This window comes from Microcystis sp. (assembly GCF_048564745.1).
Taxonomy (GTDB): Bacteria; Cyanobacteriota; Cyanobacteriia; order Cyanobacteriales; family Microcystaceae; genus Microcystis; species Microcystis ichthyoblabe_A.
In genome coordinates this window covers 24495-39321 of sequence record NZ_JBLZRT010000055.1, presented here as the reverse complement: position 1 = coordinate 39321, position 14827 = coordinate 24495, and the positions used below count along the sequence as shown (strand labels likewise).

Here is a 14827-nt window from a genome sequence, read left to right as displayed (position 1 = left end):
TGACAGTATTATAATAAAAGTAACCATTCTTAGATGGACTGGCCCATGAACAATTGTTTATACCTTCACCTGATGGCTAATAGGGAAAAAGGGTTTGCCTTGGCTCTTGCCCTGTTAATTGGAGTTATCATAATGGGAACAGGAATAACTATGATGATGCGCGTCCAAGGAGACCAATCGAAAGTAATTGCCCAAAAAGCCCGGGCTGATAGTTTAACAAGTTCCGAAGCTGGGCTGGCTCGCGTGCAGGATTTACTGAATAGCGTTCGAGTTATGGCGAAGTTTAATAGTAATTGTCCTTCTGGGGACTGTTGGCAGACCGCCCAAGTAGTTCCTACTCCCAGTCCAGGTTTACAAAAAGATTTAAAAAAATTATACACTGCCGCCGCCTGTAGTGATCCCAACGCTGCTGCTACCCTGAGCGCAAAAATCGATGAATTAAGAGGTTTGAGCGGGGGTCAATGGTTTGATCTCGGTAATAATCGTTATTATCGCGTGGTTGGATACAATTTCGATGATACCAATCCCCCCCCTGACGGTTTGGGTTGGGGAGTTCTCACCCTCGAAGGACTTTCCCTCAGTCCAACAGGAGACCTAAATAACATCGATGGCGACAATGCCGCCTCGCGTAACCGCGTGGTGGTAACTATCCCTATTTTTCCTTCCCTTCCCCTCGCATTTACTCGCACCACGGTTCCCGCTTTGTGGATAAGGGAGGGAGCCACAGAAGATCTAAGTCAAACTAGCCAGATTACGGTCAGCAATCCGAATTATTCTGGCGGTGCTAAATTTCAGGGGGATGTGGTTATGAGCGACACCACGGTGGCGACGGGATTTGTCGAGGAGACAGGAACTTTGCAACCGAACCTAGAATGTCATATTAACCAAAATAATATTCAACAGCCCGAACCCCCCGAACCTGCACCCAATACCCCCTACAAAGCGCAATTTGTCGGTGTCCCTTTCCCCAATTTACCGGAGCCTCCCAACGGTATTACAAACCTAGGAGAACTTACCAGTCCTCTTTTGCCTGCTCAGAAAACTTTTCCCAGACAGGGAGACACACCCACTAATCGCACGATTAACGGTCAAAGCGTACAGGTGTACGAGTATATCGTTGATAATATCAACTTGAGTGGTAACGATAAGATTGCCATTACTCCAGGGCAACGGGTGGTTTTTTATGTTAGAGGTAATATTAACGGTGTCATCGAACACGACTGCAGCAGTGTTAGCCCACCCACGGTTTGTAAACCGGGCAATCTACAAATTTATGCCGATAATGGATTAGATGCCGCCGCGCCGCAAATTTGTCTGAGAGTGGGTCAAAACCAAAGACTAGAAGCGTTTATCTTTGCTCCTGACTATTCCCTCGGTAAAACCGGTAACGGTGACTTCGTCGGTGCCGCCTGGGGTAAGAAGTGGGGGAAAATTTCAACCTGTGCCTCAAATAGCGGCGCAGTTGCTGTGATACAAGGAGTAGAATGGACTGACTTAATCGAAAACCTGAAACCCAATCCCTTAAGCACTTTGCCCCAACTTGGTAAGATTGCCAATTGGTGTGAGGAACCCGTACCGGAGGAGGGTGATACCCCCACGGAGCCATCTAAGTGTGTACCCACTTTCCCAACTCCTTCACCCTCTCCCTCTCCCAGTCCCTAAAAAAGTTTAACTTATCGGGTTGATGAGGGGGGTTGAGGATTTCGGTTCGGGACAGGTTTTATTGGTGAAATCACAGCGATAAATTGCTGGTTTTTGCCAACTGAGGGGAATTTCCAGCAAATCCCTCGAACCGGTCATGGCTTGTCCCAGAAAGAGAGCCAGAGCGATACAATTGAGGATTGTATGGGCAATGCGCCAACGATGGGAACGGTCTTTATAGATATCTTCGACAATGGCCAGAGAGAAAATCATCAGTAATGATGCGGCCATGCCGATATAGTAGTGAGACCAGTACCATTGGTCCGAGAGTCGCCAGACCCCATCCTGAGAACCGATAATAATTAAACCGATGCCAGTCAAGGTGGCAAAAATTCCGCGCCAGAGTGCTTGTCTAGCACGGTAGAGACAGACCAAAGAGGCAATGGTGACAAAAAACATCAAAATCACAAAAAAGGCCTGAAAGGAGTCTAATTTTCCGTCTTTTTGTTTATCGACAAAACCATTAAAACCGTAAACGACCGAGTAAGCTAGTGCTAACAGGTTAACCCCTACCACTGTACCCGTTAACCAGCGGCCTAAACGTAGATGTTCTGGCCCGACCACTGGGGGAATTTTACTTTTATTTCCTGCGTTGCTTTCTAGGCGACGTTGACGGGTTTGCCAAGCAAAGTTAACTACGAGGCCGATAATAGGGAAAACGACCACTATCGCTAGGACAGGATGAATGAGAGCCAGAAAATCGACGAATTGCATATAAATATCCCGAAAATAGTCAGCAGAAAATCTTCAATAGTTGACAAGCTATAGCCTTGTTTTTTTTAGCTTATCGCAGATATCAGGAGGCAAAAGGCAAAAGGCAAAGGGCAAAAGGCAAAAGGCAAAAGGCAAAGGGCAAAAGGCAAAGGGCAAAGGGCAAAGGGCAAAGGGCAAAGGGCAGCTTTATTCTCCCCACACCCCACACCCGTTCGGACCTCGGCGTGAGCTCGGTCGAACGCTGAGCTCACGGCCGAAGCCCACACCCCACACCCGTTCGGCTGAGCTCACGGCCGAAGCCCACACCCCACACCCCCACTTCGGCCTAGGAACCTCTTTGATAATCGGCTAATCTAAAAGCAGCAATCCCTAGATTCAATCCTGACTATGAAACTACAAGAACTTTTAACAACTATTCCTCTGGTTTCCCCGATTTCTTCTCCTATCGCTTCTATTACCGAGATTACAGGAATTTCCACCAATTCCCATGCTTGTCAACCGGGAGATTTATTTATCGGTTTACCCGGTACTCGCGTCGATGGCGGCGAATTTTGGCGTTCCGCTTTGGAAAGCGGGGCCCTAGCGGCGCTTATCTCCCCAGCAGCCGCAGCTAAATTTCCCCCCCCGGAGGATGCTTGCGTAATCGTTGTGGCAGATTTAGTTACTGCCACTGCCGCGATCGCTGCTAAATTCTATCATTATCCGGCCCAAACCCTAAAATTAATCGGTGTGACGGGAACCAACGGCAAAACCACCACCACCCATTTAATTGAATATTTTCTCAGCCAAGCAAACATTCCCACCGCGTTATTCGGGACTCTTTACACCCGTTGGCAAGGATTCCAAGAGACTGCTAATCATACCACCCCTTTCGCTAACGAGTTACAAGCCAGTTTAGCCAAAGCGGTGAGCGCCGGCAATGAAATCGCCGTCATGGAAGTTAGTTCCCATGCACTGGCCCAGGGACGGGTACAGGGTTGTACTTTTCCCGTGACGGTGTTTACCAATCTCACCCGGGACCATCTCGATTATCACCTCGACATGGAGGATTATTTTGCCGCTAAAGCTAAATTATTTAGTCCCGATTATCTGCAAGGTAAGGCGATTATTAACCTTGATGATGCCTATGGTCAACGTTTAGCGGCCTCCCTGTCTCCCCAACAGGTTTTAACCTATAGTGTGTCCGATGCTAATGCCGATTTTTATACTAAAGATTTACACTATCAACCCACGGGAGTGGAAGGGGTGATGGTGACTCCCCAAGGAGAAATAGCCTTTGCTTCTCCTCTGGTGGGTCAATATAATCTGGCTAACCTCTTGGCGGCGGTGGCGGCAGTGTTAGAATGTGGTGTAGATTTAGGGACAGTAATCGGTCAAATTCCCCAGTTTTCAGGAGTACCGGGGCGGATGGAACGGGTTAGCATCGCTCCTGACCAGGATATCAGCGTCATTGTCGATTATGCCCATACTCCCGACAGTTTAGAGAATGTTTTAAAAGCAACACGTCCCTTTATTTCTGGTCGGATGATTTGTGTTTTTGGTTGCGGCGGCGATCGAGATCGGACAAAACGGCCGTTAATGGGGAAAATAGCGGCAGAATTAGCAGATTTAGCCATAGTTACCTCCGATAATCCCCGCACAGAAGCTCCCGAACGAATCCTTGAGGATATTATCGCTGGCATTCCCCCAGAAATTACTGTGCAGGTAATTAGCGATCGCGCTTTGGCCATTGACACGGCTATTCAAGCAGCGCAACCGGGAGACGGAGTAATTATTGCGGGTAAAGGTCACGAAGACTATCAAATTTTGGGGACGGAAAAAATCCATTTCGATGACCGCGAACAGGCCCGGGCCGCTTTAATGAAAGTGAAAAAGTGATTAGGGATGATGAATCATCAAGAAAAGCTAAGATTAGTTGACAATTAGCAGAGGTAGCCAATTTTAAAATCTGTGGTAAGCTAAAAGAGTTTAGGTAAAAATCCCAGTTAGCAAGCAATCGCCATCTTGATAAGTTGCCCCTGCGTTAACTAAGCAATGACAAGAAAAAGCGTTACAGGCGCTTTGAATGTTTCATGGCTCTGGTTTTGGACTTTCGGAGATACCTCCTCTTGAGGGGAATCTCTGAGGGTGCATTTTTGAACTGTCTTAGCAAAAAAGTATCGGTCAACTGGTGACTCTATATGACCTACTGCCTTAATCCTGACTGTCCTCAACCGAAAAACGCCGCAACAGCGTTAATCTGCGAGAGTTGCGGTTCAAAACTGCTTCTGCACAACCGCTATCGAATTCTAGGCATTTTAGGGAAAGGAGGGTTTGGGGCAACCTTTGTCTCATCGGATTTGTCCCTACCAGGTACCCCCCTATGTGTGGTCAAACAACTGCGACCTTGCACTGATGATGCTAGTGTTTTTCAGATGTCCAAGGAACTTTTTGAGCGAGAAGCGGAAACCCTAGGAAAACTGGGAGTTCATCCGCAGGTTCCCCGATTATTAGACTATTTTGAAGATAATCAACAGTTTTATCTAGTTCAGGAATACGTTAAAGGTCATAACCTGTACCAAGAGGTAAAAAAACGCGGACCGTTTAGCGAAGCGGGAGTCAAACAGTTTTTAAGTGAACTTTTGCCGATTTTGAAATATATCCACAAACAAAAGGTAATTCATCGGGATATCAAACCCGCTAACCTAATTCTTCGGCAAACGGATCGAAAATTGGTTCTGATTGACTTTGGGGCTGTCAAAAATCAGGTTAACACTGTTATTGCCAATGTCAATTCTCAAAACGCTTTCACTAATTTTGCCGTGGGTACCCAAGGTTTTGCCCCTCCCGAACAGATGGCCATGCGTCCGGTCTATGCCAGTGATATCTATGCCGTGGGAGTTACCTGTATCTATCTACTCACGGGCAGATCTCCTAAGGCTATCGAAGTTGATGTCAATACAGGTGAATTACTCTGGGAAAAATTAGTCAAGGTGAGTCCCCAGTTTGCTAAAGTCCTGAAAAAAATGCTGGAAGTCTCCGTCCGTCATCGCTACAAATCCGCCCAAGAGGTAATGGATGCTTTAGACATGACTGCTTATGCCGATAGTCTAGCCCAAAGTTTAATCGCGGCTCCAATGGTTACTTCCCCGAAACCACCACAAGATTCAGGTCAAATAGCCACTTCCTTCGTTTCTGGCCCTCTCAACTCTAAATTTCGCCCCAAAAATAAAAATCCAGAGGCCTCTCCAGATAATCTGCCGGGGGCGCAGATGGCCTTTTCAACAACCAATACAAATATACAATCTAAAAATAAAGACCACAGCAGCCCAGATATAACCTCACCGAAGAGAAAACGCCGCTTAGATGAAAAAGCGATTCTCGATGCTTACAATAACGGCCGGCGCAATTTCGCCCAGGAGGAATTATCGAATCTCAATCTGTCTAAAGCACAACTTTTGCGGGTAAATTTCTTTCAATGCAAATTAACAGGAACTAATTTACAAGGGGCGGATCTGTCCAATGCGGATTTGGGCCGGGCTAATCTCAGTCAAGCGATTCTCAAAAATACCAATTTAAATAATGCCTATCTCGGTTATGCAGACCTGGAAGAGTCCGATTTGCGCGGGGCGAATCTCACTGGAGCCAATCTTCGCCACGCTAATCTTAAAAACGCTAATCTTTGCGGGGCTAATCTCTCTGATGCCCAAGTAAATCCAGAACAAATCGTCCTAGCAAAAACCAATTGGTTAACAGTGATGCCCAATGGTAAACGCGGTTCCTGGTAATCTTTTTTCAGTAAACAGCAATCAGTAATCAGTGAAAAGACAGTAGGAAACTTCGATTTAATACTGTCACTTAAAACTCAAATCTGATAGCTGATAACTTACCCACTGATCACTGATAACTGATCACTGATTTAACCGCGACTTTCCTTAAAGGTTTTGTAGGCGGTTTCGGAGTCGAAAATATGGCAATAATCAACAATTCGTTTCATTAATGGCCAAGAAAACTCAGTTTCTTTTAGGTGACTACCCCAATTTTCTTTGAGACTAGCGTGAACTTTGCGGAGGTTATAGGAAGGAATCGCCGTCGAGATATGATGGGGGATATGGACATTAATATCGTGACAGAGAATTTCTACCCAACGGGGATAGCTACAGTGAACCGTTCCCTCTAGTTGCGCTAAAGCTTGATTCCAGTCTTCGGGATAGGAAAATTGAATATCGGGGTCTGTGTGATGGACAAGGGTAAAGGTACTCATCCAAAAATGATAGACAAACCAAGGCACCACCCAAAATTTAACGAACCCCCAGACACCAGTGTAGAAAATTAGGGTTGGGAAAAAAATAGCGGCAAAAACTAGGACGACAATCATCGAAAAGCGCGCTTTTTCCCGTTCGTTCTCCTTGAATTGTTCGATGTTGAAGTGTAGAATAGCCCAGTGGGCGATCGAACCGAGCCACCAGAAACGTCCGCGAATGCCGCGATAAAAGAGACGCACTAGGGGATTGGCCGAGTTAAAAGCGTCTAGTTCCCATGGATCCCAAGCATTATCTATCGTTACCATGTTAGTTTTAGCATGATGGCGATCATGGAGGAAACGCCAACAGTGGAAGGGATAGATAAGCGGTAAGAGGAAAATATGACCGACAAGATCATTAACCCAGGGTCGATTGGAAAAAGACCGATGACCGCAATCATGGGCGATCACAAAGAATCCCGTTAAAGCTGTACCAGTGAAAATCCAAGCTAAAGGCAGTAAATACCAGGGAGAATAAACTAGCATTGCATAACCCGCAATGACCGCCAAAATATTCGTAATCACACCAAACCAAGCTTTAACTGGGTCTTTCTGGAAATATTCTTTGGGAATGCTTTTAATAATATCTTTCAGTTTAAAGTCTGGCTCGATCGAGGTGATCAACTCCCCATGCAATTTATCCGTCGTTGCCGTCATGAAATCTCCAATTACACTTAGGTGAACCCTTGACAATAAATCAGCTAGGAGGTTTAGCCAAATTCTGCTCTATACCACAAGCCAATTTTTTTGTCAATATATTTTTAACTTTAATTAATAAACTTCCGCGAAGCTTAATAATCCTTTACTTTATATAACATAAGAGGGGATTTTCTGTTTTGGCAAAATTTGACGGCGGGTACATCTCATTTTTGTAAATCTACCAATTGGGATTTTTACGGAGAAACCCCCCTGCTAAAATCGGGCGTTGTTTCTGATTTTACCACTCAATCCCAGCTTTTGGGGGGTTCTACCCCCCAAACCCCCCGTTGGGGGCGTGGCGCGGTCACTGAGCGTGTCGAAGTGCCGCCCCCAAACCCCCCGCGCATTAGTTTTTCGGTGGGATGCTTACACGCAGCTGCTGATACATTTGTTATCATCTAAGAGTCACTGATAATTGCTGATTGTCGGTATTCCTGCAAATCTGCGATGCACTCTTGACGGCTGCCTTTTGCCCTTTGCCTCTTGCCTCCTGCCTTCAAAAACTGATAACTGATAAAAAAACAAATATTGACTATTTTTAGACGTTTTTTAACGACTAGCTGTGTTTTCTAGGGATTTAATCTCCTCCTGTACCTTACGGTGTTCACGATTTAACTGTTTTTTGACTGATTCGGGGAGTTGTTCCTGTTTTTTCAGGGCATTATTAAAGTAATCTAGTGCCAGTTTCAAAGAGCCGGAATTTTTATCCGTATTGCCTTGAATTCTCAGGATTTGACCTTTCAGATACATTAATTCCGGATTATCGGGGGTCGCTTTCAGAGCGTTATCGATAAACCGCAAAGCCTGATCATACTGCTTTAAATCCCGGTAAGCTAGAGCGATACCTCGATCGACCAAGTAATCAGGACTTCCATAAGTTTCTAGCCGTTGAATTGCCTCTTGGGGACTAGAAAAGGGCAGATTAACCGCTAAAATCAAATCCATATAACCCTTTAACAGGTTCAATTCTGGATCCGTAGGATTAGCTTTTTCTGCGGTTTCCAAATACTGAAACACCTGTTGTAATCTGGGGATAGCCGATACTGCTCCTTCGGTTTGAAAAACGTAGGTTCCCTCCAAAAAACTCCCCACCGCGAGATACAAATTTCCCCTTAAGGGGTCGCTGGCCTGCATTTGTTTGGCCGCTGCCTTAGTTTTCTCGGAGTAGGTTTTTAGGGTGTTCCAATCCTGGTCAGTAAAAGCAAGAGAGGCACGCATAGCATGGGACAAAGGTTCTTGGGGTTCCTTTTCCGTGGCCTCAACAATTAATTTTTTTGCCTCTAGATAGTTACCTTGTTTAAAAATAGCGTTAAAAGCGGCCTCGGTCTTATCGCCAATCGGTCGGGGATTGGTTTTGCGGAAAGGATCTCCGGCTAACCCGGGACCAATCCAGTTAACCATTACCATAACAGCCAGCGAAGCACCGATCGCCATTTTTTTCGTTAAACCTAACCTCAGCACCATGGTCAAAAGTCTCCTTGAGCGAATGAAAAAATCTGTCACAATAGAAACGGGTTTCTAGACTTAATTTCCAGTTATTTTCCTGTCAATGCTTTATCTCAAAGATGTGGTTTATCATCCTCCCGCTGCTCTCAATCCCATTTTACAGGGGATTAATCTCGAATTAGCACCCCAAGAATTAGGTCTGATTGTCGGGCCCAGTGGTTCCGGAAAAACGACTCTTTTGGAAATTTTAGCAGGCTTTGCCGATAAAACAGGAGGGACAATTCACTGGCGCGACCAAGAATTAACGGTGCTGCACCTGCAACAATTAGGAGGAATCGTTTTTCAGTTTCCTGAACGTCATTTTTGCGGTAAAACCATCCTTGAGGAGTTGCGTCTCGGTCATCCGGAGATTAAAAGCGATCGCCTAACGGCGGCCTTAAAGGAGGTAGGATTAGAAAACATTCCCCTGGATACTTCTCCCCACAATCTTAGTGGGGGTCAACAGCGTCGTTTATCCCTCGCTGTCCAGTTAATCCGGCAGCCTAATCTGTTACTTCTCGATGAACCTACGGCCGGTTTAGATTGGTCTATGCGTCGTCAATTGGCTAAACTTCTCGCTAGTCTCAAACAACACTGGACTTTATTAGTAGTTAGTCACGATGCTGGGGAATTATTGCCTATTGCTGACCGTCACTGGAAAATTGAACAAGGACATTTGAGGGAAGTAATAAAGTAAAAAAACAGATAGTTGAGGTTTTGGGGTTTTGAGGTTTTGGGGTTTTGGAGTATTAGTTGAAATTTCCCCACTTCCCTATCTCCCCATTCCCCCATCTCCTATCTCCTGACTTGAAAGAGTATGAATTGTCTCCTAGGCACTTCTTAAAACTGGGGAACAGGCGTTCGTTATGTATGTATTATACATATAGGTTATGTATATATTGATTGTATATATAAGCTTGGGCATAATATAGTTAGTTATAAATAGTTGACTAGACAAAAAATGTCCATATAATGAATGGTTATGCGGTAACTCTCGCTGAATAAGGATAATGAGTATTAAGTTAAATATCGGGATATTATTTTTTGGGGTTTTCTTGTGGGGAGAGGCGGTTAAGGCACAGCTAGTCCCCACTAAGGGTTTATCTCCCTATGGTGAATATCGTCAAGAAATTCTCAATTTAGGTTGGAAGCCAAAACCAAGTATTGTTCCAGATTATGTACCAGGTTGGCCTGAAATTATTTGTGGAAACAGATTATGTAGTGCTACCTTTATTTCTCCCAATGGGAAACAAATTTTAACTTTATCTGTTTGGTTTGATGTTAAGCCTGGATACATAAATTATTATGTGGCTCCAGATTTTGATATTGTTGAAGTTGAGCAATCAATCCAATAGACCTCGACCTAATTTAACTTAGTGCGATCACCAATCTCTTAGGTGGGGTACTCGGAACGAAACCCAACATCATTTTTAGCCTTGATTGTAAATTCTAGATAGTTTAATCGATCGCCCCTTAAGAAAATGGCAATACAAACAACCTTTGCAGAGATTTTAGAAGCAGCCGAGCAACTTCCCCTTGAAGATCAAGAAAATCTCATTCATATTTTACAGAATCGTCTTCGAGATCAAAAAAGAACAGAGTTGGTTAGAGATGTTCAAGAAGCTCAACAAGAATTTGCACAAGGTCAATGTCAACCCCTGACACCTGAACAAATCATGGAGGAAATCCTTTCGTGAATTTTGTTTTATTACGCTCCAATATATTTATTAGAAATGCTCGAAAAATTGTCAAAAAAAAGCCTTTTTTAGCTCAAAATATCCGAGAAACTTTAGCTTTATTATCCGTAGATCCATTTCAACCTCGATTAAGAACACACAAATTAAAAGGGGAGCTTAAAGATTCTTATGCTTGTAGTGTCGGCTATGATTTAAGAATTGTCTTTAAATTCGTTGAATATGAGCAGAAACAGGCAATTCTTTTAGAGTCAATTGGGACTCACGATGAAGTTTATTAGGCTCTTCGGTTTGTGTTATGCAATGGACGAGGGTTATAAGGGATGGAACCCTTATAGAGAAAGGCATTTAGCGATTTTTGTCAATTGTTTTTGATCTAGAGCGAACTAATCAATTAAATCTTTTGCCAGATAAGGATTTAGTCGATTTATGCTACCCTATCGAACCATACCAAGTAACGAAGAACCCTCCAATTATAGGTTCGATCGTTATCTCCCCCCAGGGTGCGGTTAGCTTATTGGGAACCATGGTCGATATATTGTGCTAAATCTAGATCAGAATCGGTGATAGCCATTATCTACGCCTTAATATAGTCAATCGATCGCTATTTTCTCATTTTATGGAAATCGCACAGCAAAGTCATGTCTCACTTTTTATGGAAATCGCACAGCAAAGTCATGTCTCGTTAACCGAGAAATTCAGAGACTAGCAAAAATCCAGTAACCTAGGAAGAAACCGTCACAAGTGAAGACTAGGAGACAATAGACCTATGTTAGAAGCCTATCACCGACACGTTGCCGAGCGAGCGAAGGTATCCCTCCCCTTCCCCTCAATGCCCAACAAACGGCGGAATTATGCGAAATACTCAAAAATCCGCCCGAAGAACTCAAGGGAGAATTGCTGACCCTTAACGAGGTTTTGGAATTATCCGACACCAATCCCTATGCTAAACAGGTTATCGATGCTTGGGCTAATGGCGCTTGGTTTATCGCTAAACCGAAACTTGCTAACCGGCCCGATATTCCCCTCCATGCTTTGGTATGTTAGAAACCGGTGTTGTCAAATCAGAATATGAAGAATGAATTGCTACACAACGAAAGCCCTGCTCTTACCCAAAAATGTTATCACCCATGAACACTTTTAATGAATTAGAAGAACTGGAAGCTTTTCAGCGCCGTTTAGAGTCTGCTCGTCTGCGTCGTCGTCAGTTGGAAGAGCAGCGCAGACAACTGGAGAATGAATATACTTCCTACGATACACCAGAAAAACTGAAAGGACTGGCAGAAATTGCCGAGACAGCTACTGAATCACCGACTTTTAAGGCAAAATTTTGTCATTTTTATCATCGAAGAGCGACGAGAACGACAGCAGATATAGTGGAAGGGGTGATCGGAATTACCTTTGGCAGCAATATCCCCTTAGCGATCGTAGCCCTAATTATTATTAAACTCTTAAGGATGCTTCTGGAAAACCGTCTTGATGATTATTGCGCTCAGTTTGGAGAAACCGAAACAGAATCAAGATAAAAAACCCTAAGATGTTTCATTAACAGATATTTCAGCTTTTTTGAGCGCAATTTGCCATTCTAAGTCAGCTATTTCTCGATCGAGTTCGGCAATTTCACTATTAACTTGCTTTAAATCGGCGATAATTTCTTGTTTACTGCGTTTTCTACCGTAGATAGCCAGTTCATCCTCTTGTAATTTCTCAAGGATAGAGTCTAGGGAAGCGGTTAAATCGGCCGAGGGACTATCCATAATACCTAAACGCATTAAGACCTGTACCGCTTTGAGAACGTCTTGCTGATAAGCTTCTCTAGAGGGGTAATCTTGGGGGTTTTTGAGATTTAAAGCGTCAATGATATTCATATTCCATCTTATGAAGGTTAAATGCGAAACTGTGATTATGTCACACTTAATATACCTCAAGTTTCTGAGAAATTCCCTAACAGGGATTGCAACATCTTTTATTCTAGAGTAGAAATGCTCGACCGAGAAAATATTGATAAAGTATTGATAGGAGACTAGGAAAAATTCAACTATAAGAGGATTGTCAGTGATGACAGCAGTTACCGAGAATGATCTGAAAAGGTTAGAAGATTTAATCGTTAGCGGACAGAAAGCGATCGAATCCCGACTGACAGCGATCGAGTCCCGACTGACAAACCTAGAAAATGGACAGAAGGCGATCGAAAACAGTTTAGGAGAAATTAAAGGGGATATTAAGGCCTTAGATGCCAAAGTTACGCGACTAGAAAAACGGGTTGACGATCTCAACGCACGAGTCAACATTACCACCATTGGATTCCTTAGCATTGTCGGCATTTTGGTGACAGGAATGCTGACTATTGCCAGCAAAACAGTCTTTTTCCCCTAGTCCCTAGAATGATACTAAATCCTGTGTAAAAGGGATGGGAGAGTAGGTGAGTGCCAGAGCGGGGAAAAACAATCGATAACTTGGCAGTTAATCACACTATTAAAAACGGATTTGGGGTAAGACGGCCTAAATAAGTCAGTATATGCTTCTGCTCGCTGTCTATCCCGGGGAGAAATCCCTGTGGCGTTTCTCCAGTGCGAAATCTGGGCTAAAAATTGGCCTAGTCAGGAAATCTTGATCTTAAATTCCCCAAAAATTGCGCTAGGATCGGCTCAATAGCACAGGAAAGGCGATCGAGTGGGATAACCGATCCTGTGGCTTGAGAAGGTGACTGTATAATTGTTAGAGTGTCAATAGATCAATTCCAGAGGAATCATGAGCAATATCCAAGATAAAATTCAAGAAGAGCTAGAAAACGCCAGAACCGTCTGTAGTACGGAAGGTGCCACCTCTGGCGAATGCGCCGCCGCTTGGGATGCGGTGGAAGAATTACAAGCAGAAGCCGCTCACCAACGTCAAGACCACCCCCAAAAAACCTACTTCGAACAGTATTGTGATGCTAATCCCGATGCCGCCGAGTGTCGCGTTTATGACGATTAATGGAGTCGGGCAGCGGTTTTTTCTCTCCTCACAGTAGAATCCTCGCTTTAGGGCGGTCTCAGCTATAAAGAGATCGCCCCTCGTTTTTTTGTTTGTTAGTCAAGCTGTGGCCGATTTTGGCTCCCGCACCGGAAGACAGTAAAATGGTGACAGTGTAATTATGTCTAAATAGTTTATGAATCAACTTTGGTTTCGTCCTCTCGTTTGGATAGATTATCGTTTAGCCGTCCTATTTACGGTGATTATTCCGGCAATTTTGTTAATTTGGTCTTTATTTGCAAAAATCGAATCATTACAGAAATTGTTGATTATCTATTGGCGAGTGGCTAGTCTTTTGTTAATTACCGTATATTTAATGATTGCTTCCTGGCCGATTGGTTTTGTCACCAGTTTTTTAGCTAAGATTTTAATCCCGATTTCTCTCTGGTTTTGGGTGGATATTAACGATGAAATTAAAGATTTACCCGCTAGTCCGATTAAATTTGTCACCACTGCTTGGCGCTGGGCAGTAACTATCTATTCTCCTCTGGGCGCGATTTCTACCTTACCTTTTCTCTCCTGTGCTATGTCAGGGGAATTGCTAAATTCTCCCTATTGTCAGGTTTGGCAGGAAGCACCCTGGCAGTTTCGCGAGATTTTTCATTCAGAAGCTACCGCTAATGTTTTAGGCTTTTTTGGTTTGGTTGGTCTCTCTTTTTATACTCTCTATTTTGCCCATTTTCTTCTTATTCGCCTTGGCAAACAGGGACGTTCAGCTTTACAACAGTAAGTCTTTAGCTATCGATAATTAGCCATTTTTCTATGAATATTGGTAAACAACTCGAACAATACACCCTCAAAAATACCCAAGAGGTTTTATTAGTGACTATTGCTGTGGATGGGGAGGAGGAAGAAATCTCTATTTTCAAGGGTTTTTCTAGTTCCCTTACCCGCAGCACCCCCTACGATCCCGATATTCCGCTCATTCCTGAAATGGCGACAATTATTAGGATAGATCGTCTTGCTAGTCCCTATCATCCTCTTAATCCTCGCTATATTCAAGAAAATCTTACTTTAGAGGAAATGCAGTCTTTACTGATTAATTAAACCAGTAATTTTACTTGAATAGCATCAGCTTACTGGCGATCAATTTAACAGCTTTTATTGAGTATCCAGAAACTTTGTCTATCTAGACAAGAGGTAAATTTTGCGGCATTTTAGTGGTAAGATTACCAGGGAATGATAATCTCTGCCAGTATTCAAGCTGTCAAAGTGGATTTCATCCTCGGTATCGATC

17 protein-coding genes and 1 pseudogene are annotated in these 14827 nt (G+C 43.7%); 14 read left to right on the top strand and 4 right to left on the bottom strand.

All coding sequences use genetic code 11. From position 1 onward, the window contains the following. Nucleotides 1-45 precede the first annotated feature (45 nt). Nucleotides 46-1662: a hypothetical protein gene (locus ACOCD9_RS08270; RefSeq protein ID WP_419547055.1), complete on the top strand. Its 1617-nt coding sequence runs from the start codon at nucleotides 46-48 to the stop codon at nucleotides 1660-1662. Nucleotides 1663-1668: 6 nt separating this feature from the next. On the opposite strand, the gene ACOCD9_RS08265 is transcribed toward ACOCD9_RS08270, so the two are convergent. Then, complete coding sequence (locus tag ACOCD9_RS08265) at nucleotides 1669-2415, bottom strand: DUF4079 domain-containing protein (protein ID WP_287700000.1); 747 nt, start codon at nucleotides 2413-2415, stop codon at nucleotides 1669-1671. A 387-nt stretch (nucleotides 2416-2802) separates the two neighbouring features. Here ACOCD9_RS08265 and ACOCD9_RS08260 point away from each other — a divergent pair, with 387 nt between their 5' ends. Both ACOCD9_RS08260 and ACOCD9_RS08255 read left to right on the top strand, forming a co-directional pair. Beyond that, the gene (locus tag ACOCD9_RS08260; protein ID WP_419547053.1) at nucleotides 2803-4293 is read left to right on the top strand and encodes a UDP-N-acetylmuramoyl-L-alanyl-D-glutamate--2,6-diaminopimelate ligase; all 1491 of its coding nucleotides are present in this window, start codon (nucleotides 2803-2805) and stop codon (nucleotides 4291-4293) included. 302 nt (nucleotides 4294-4595) lie between these two features. Next, a complete protein-coding gene (locus ACOCD9_RS08255) occupies nucleotides 4596-6182 on the top strand; it encodes a serine/threonine-protein kinase (protein ID WP_287700002.1) in 1587 nt (528 codons plus the stop codon). 131 nt (nucleotides 6183-6313) lie between these two features. Here the strand turns inward: ACOCD9_RS08255 and ACOCD9_RS08250 are convergent, their stop codons facing one another. Then, nucleotides 6314-7354: a fatty acid desaturase gene (locus tag ACOCD9_RS08250; protein WP_287700003.1), complete on the bottom strand. Its 1041-nt coding sequence runs from the start codon at nucleotides 7352-7354 to the stop codon at nucleotides 6314-6316. 591 nt (nucleotides 7355-7945) lie between these two features. Next, nucleotides 7946-8860, bottom strand: a complete 915-nt coding sequence (locus ACOCD9_RS08245; protein ID WP_287703780.1) for a Sll0314/Alr1548 family TPR repeat-containing protein — start codon at nucleotides 8858-8860, stop codon at nucleotides 7946-7948. Between the two features lie 85 nt (nucleotides 8861-8945). On the opposite strand from ACOCD9_RS08245, the gene ACOCD9_RS08240 reads away from it, so the two are divergent. From ACOCD9_RS08240 to ACOCD9_RS08210, 7 genes and pseudogenes are all read left to right on the top strand, one after another. After that, nucleotides 8946-9578, top strand: a complete 633-nt coding sequence (locus tag ACOCD9_RS08240; protein ID WP_419547051.1) for an ABC transporter ATP-binding protein — start codon at nucleotides 8946-8948, stop codon at nucleotides 9576-9578. Nucleotides 9579-9891: 313 nt separating this feature from the next. Next, nucleotides 9892-10236 (top strand): hypothetical protein, encoded by a 345-nt coding sequence (locus tag ACOCD9_RS08235; protein WP_287703782.1) that lies wholly within the window; start codon nucleotides 9892-9894, stop codon nucleotides 10234-10236. A gap of 126 nt (nucleotides 10237-10362) precedes the next feature. Next, nucleotides 10363-10578 carry a hypothetical protein gene (locus ACOCD9_RS08230; RefSeq protein WP_002755017.1) on the top strand — a complete coding sequence of 72 codons (216 nt, stop codon included), beginning with the start codon at nucleotides 10363-10365 and terminating at the stop codon, nucleotides 10576-10578. Further along, on the top strand, nucleotides 10575-10856 hold the full coding sequence (locus ACOCD9_RS08225) for a type II toxin-antitoxin system YafQ family toxin (RefSeq protein ID WP_419547049.1): 282 nt from the start codon (nucleotides 10575-10577) through the stop codon (nucleotides 10854-10856). Before ACOCD9_RS08230 ends, ACOCD9_RS08225 begins: the two co-directional genes overlap by 4 nt. Before the next feature lie 77 nt (nucleotides 10857-10933). Then, on the top strand, nucleotides 10934-11122 hold the full coding sequence (locus ACOCD9_RS08220; RefSeq protein WP_419547048.1) for a hypothetical protein: 189 nt from the start codon (nucleotides 10934-10936) through the stop codon (nucleotides 11120-11122). 222 nt (nucleotides 11123-11344) lie between these two features. Next, nucleotides 11345-11616: pseudogene (locus ACOCD9_RS08215) on the top strand (aconitate hydratase B); the annotation flags it as partial. 89 nt (nucleotides 11617-11705) lie between these two features. Continuing rightward, nucleotides 11706-12101, top strand: a complete 396-nt coding sequence (locus tag ACOCD9_RS08210) for a hypothetical protein (protein WP_288032170.1) — start codon at nucleotides 11706-11708, stop codon at nucleotides 12099-12101. A 6-nt stretch (nucleotides 12102-12107) separates the two neighbouring features. Here ACOCD9_RS08210 and ACOCD9_RS08205 read toward each other — a convergent pair whose 3' ends face one another. Beyond that, nucleotides 12108-12443 (bottom strand): hypothetical protein, encoded by a 336-nt coding sequence (locus ACOCD9_RS08205; protein ID WP_419547046.1) that lies wholly within the window; start codon nucleotides 12441-12443, stop codon nucleotides 12108-12110. A 190-nt stretch (nucleotides 12444-12633) separates the two neighbouring features. On the opposite strand from ACOCD9_RS08205, the gene ACOCD9_RS08200 reads away from it, so the two are divergent. The 4 genes from ACOCD9_RS08200 to ACOCD9_RS08185 all read left to right on the top strand — a co-directional run bounded on the left by ACOCD9_RS08200 (nucleotide 12634) and on the right by ACOCD9_RS08185 (nucleotide 14637). Further along, nucleotides 12634-12951 (top strand): hypothetical protein, encoded by a 318-nt coding sequence (locus tag ACOCD9_RS08200; RefSeq protein ID WP_002751353.1) that lies wholly within the window; start codon nucleotides 12634-12636, stop codon nucleotides 12949-12951. A gap of 375 nt (nucleotides 12952-13326) precedes the next feature. Then, complete coding sequence (locus ACOCD9_RS08195; RefSeq protein ID WP_419547045.1) at nucleotides 13327-13551, top strand: Calvin cycle protein CP12; 225 nt, start codon at nucleotides 13327-13329, stop codon at nucleotides 13549-13551. 175 nt (nucleotides 13552-13726) lie between these two features. After that, the gene (locus ACOCD9_RS08190; RefSeq protein ID WP_002740183.1) at nucleotides 13727-14320 is read left to right on the top strand and encodes a DUF3177 family protein; all 594 of its coding nucleotides are present in this window, start codon (nucleotides 13727-13729) and stop codon (nucleotides 14318-14320) included. 32 nt (nucleotides 14321-14352) lie between these two features. Further along, complete coding sequence (locus tag ACOCD9_RS08185; protein ID WP_409804039.1) at nucleotides 14353-14637, top strand: hypothetical protein; 285 nt, start codon at nucleotides 14353-14355, stop codon at nucleotides 14635-14637. Nucleotides 14638-14827: the final 190 nt, after the last annotated feature.

Bases quoted from the DNA above. Each gene is read 5' to 3' on its own strand.
- ACOCD9_RS08195 (WP_419547045.1), top strand. From the start codon at position 13,327: ATGAGCAATATCCAAGATAAAATTCAAGAAGAGCTAGAAAACGCCAGA.
- ACOCD9_RS08265 (WP_287700000.1), bottom strand. From the start codon at position 2,415: ATGCAATTCGTCGATTTTCTGGCTCTCATTCATCCTGTCCTAGCGATA.
- ACOCD9_RS08250 (WP_287700003.1), bottom strand. From the start codon at position 7,354: ATGACGGCAACGACGGATAAATTGCATGGGGAGTTGATCACCTCGATC.
- ACOCD9_RS08245 (WP_287703780.1), bottom strand. From the start codon at position 8,860: ATGGTGCTGAGGTTAGGTTTAACGAAAAAAATGGCGATCGGTGCTTCG.
- ACOCD9_RS08255 (WP_287700002.1), top strand. From the start codon at position 4,596: ATGACCTACTGCCTTAATCCTGACTGTCCTCAACCGAAAAACGCCGCA.
- ACOCD9_RS08240 (WP_419547051.1), top strand. From the start codon at position 8,946: ATGCTTTATCTCAAAGATGTGGTTTATCATCCTCCCGCTGCTCTCAAT.
- ACOCD9_RS08260 (WP_419547053.1), top strand. From the start codon at position 2,803: ATGAAACTACAAGAACTTTTAACAACTATTCCTCTGGTTTCCCCGATT.
- ACOCD9_RS08200 (WP_002751353.1), top strand. From the start codon at position 12,634: ATGACAGCAGTTACCGAGAATGATCTGAAAAGGTTAGAAGATTTAATC.
- ACOCD9_RS08190 (WP_002740183.1), top strand. From the start codon at position 13,727: ATGAATCAACTTTGGTTTCGTCCTCTCGTTTGGATAGATTATCGTTTA.
- ACOCD9_RS08210 (WP_288032170.1), top strand. From the start codon at position 11,706: ATGAACACTTTTAATGAATTAGAAGAACTGGAAGCTTTTCAGCGCCGT.
- ACOCD9_RS08230 (WP_002755017.1), top strand. From the start codon at position 10,363: ATGGCAATACAAACAACCTTTGCAGAGATTTTAGAAGCAGCCGAGCAA.
- ACOCD9_RS08205 (WP_419547046.1), bottom strand. From the start codon at position 12,443: ATGAATATCATTGACGCTTTAAATCTCAAAAACCCCCAAGATTACCCC.
- ACOCD9_RS08185 (WP_409804039.1), top strand. From the start codon at position 14,353: ATGAATATTGGTAAACAACTCGAACAATACACCCTCAAAAATACCCAA.
- ACOCD9_RS08235 (WP_287703782.1), top strand. From the start codon at position 9,892: ATGAGTATTAAGTTAAATATCGGGATATTATTTTTTGGGGTTTTCTTG.
- ACOCD9_RS08270 (WP_419547055.1), top strand. From the start codon at position 46: ATGAACAATTGTTTATACCTTCACCTGATGGCTAATAGGGAAAAAGGG.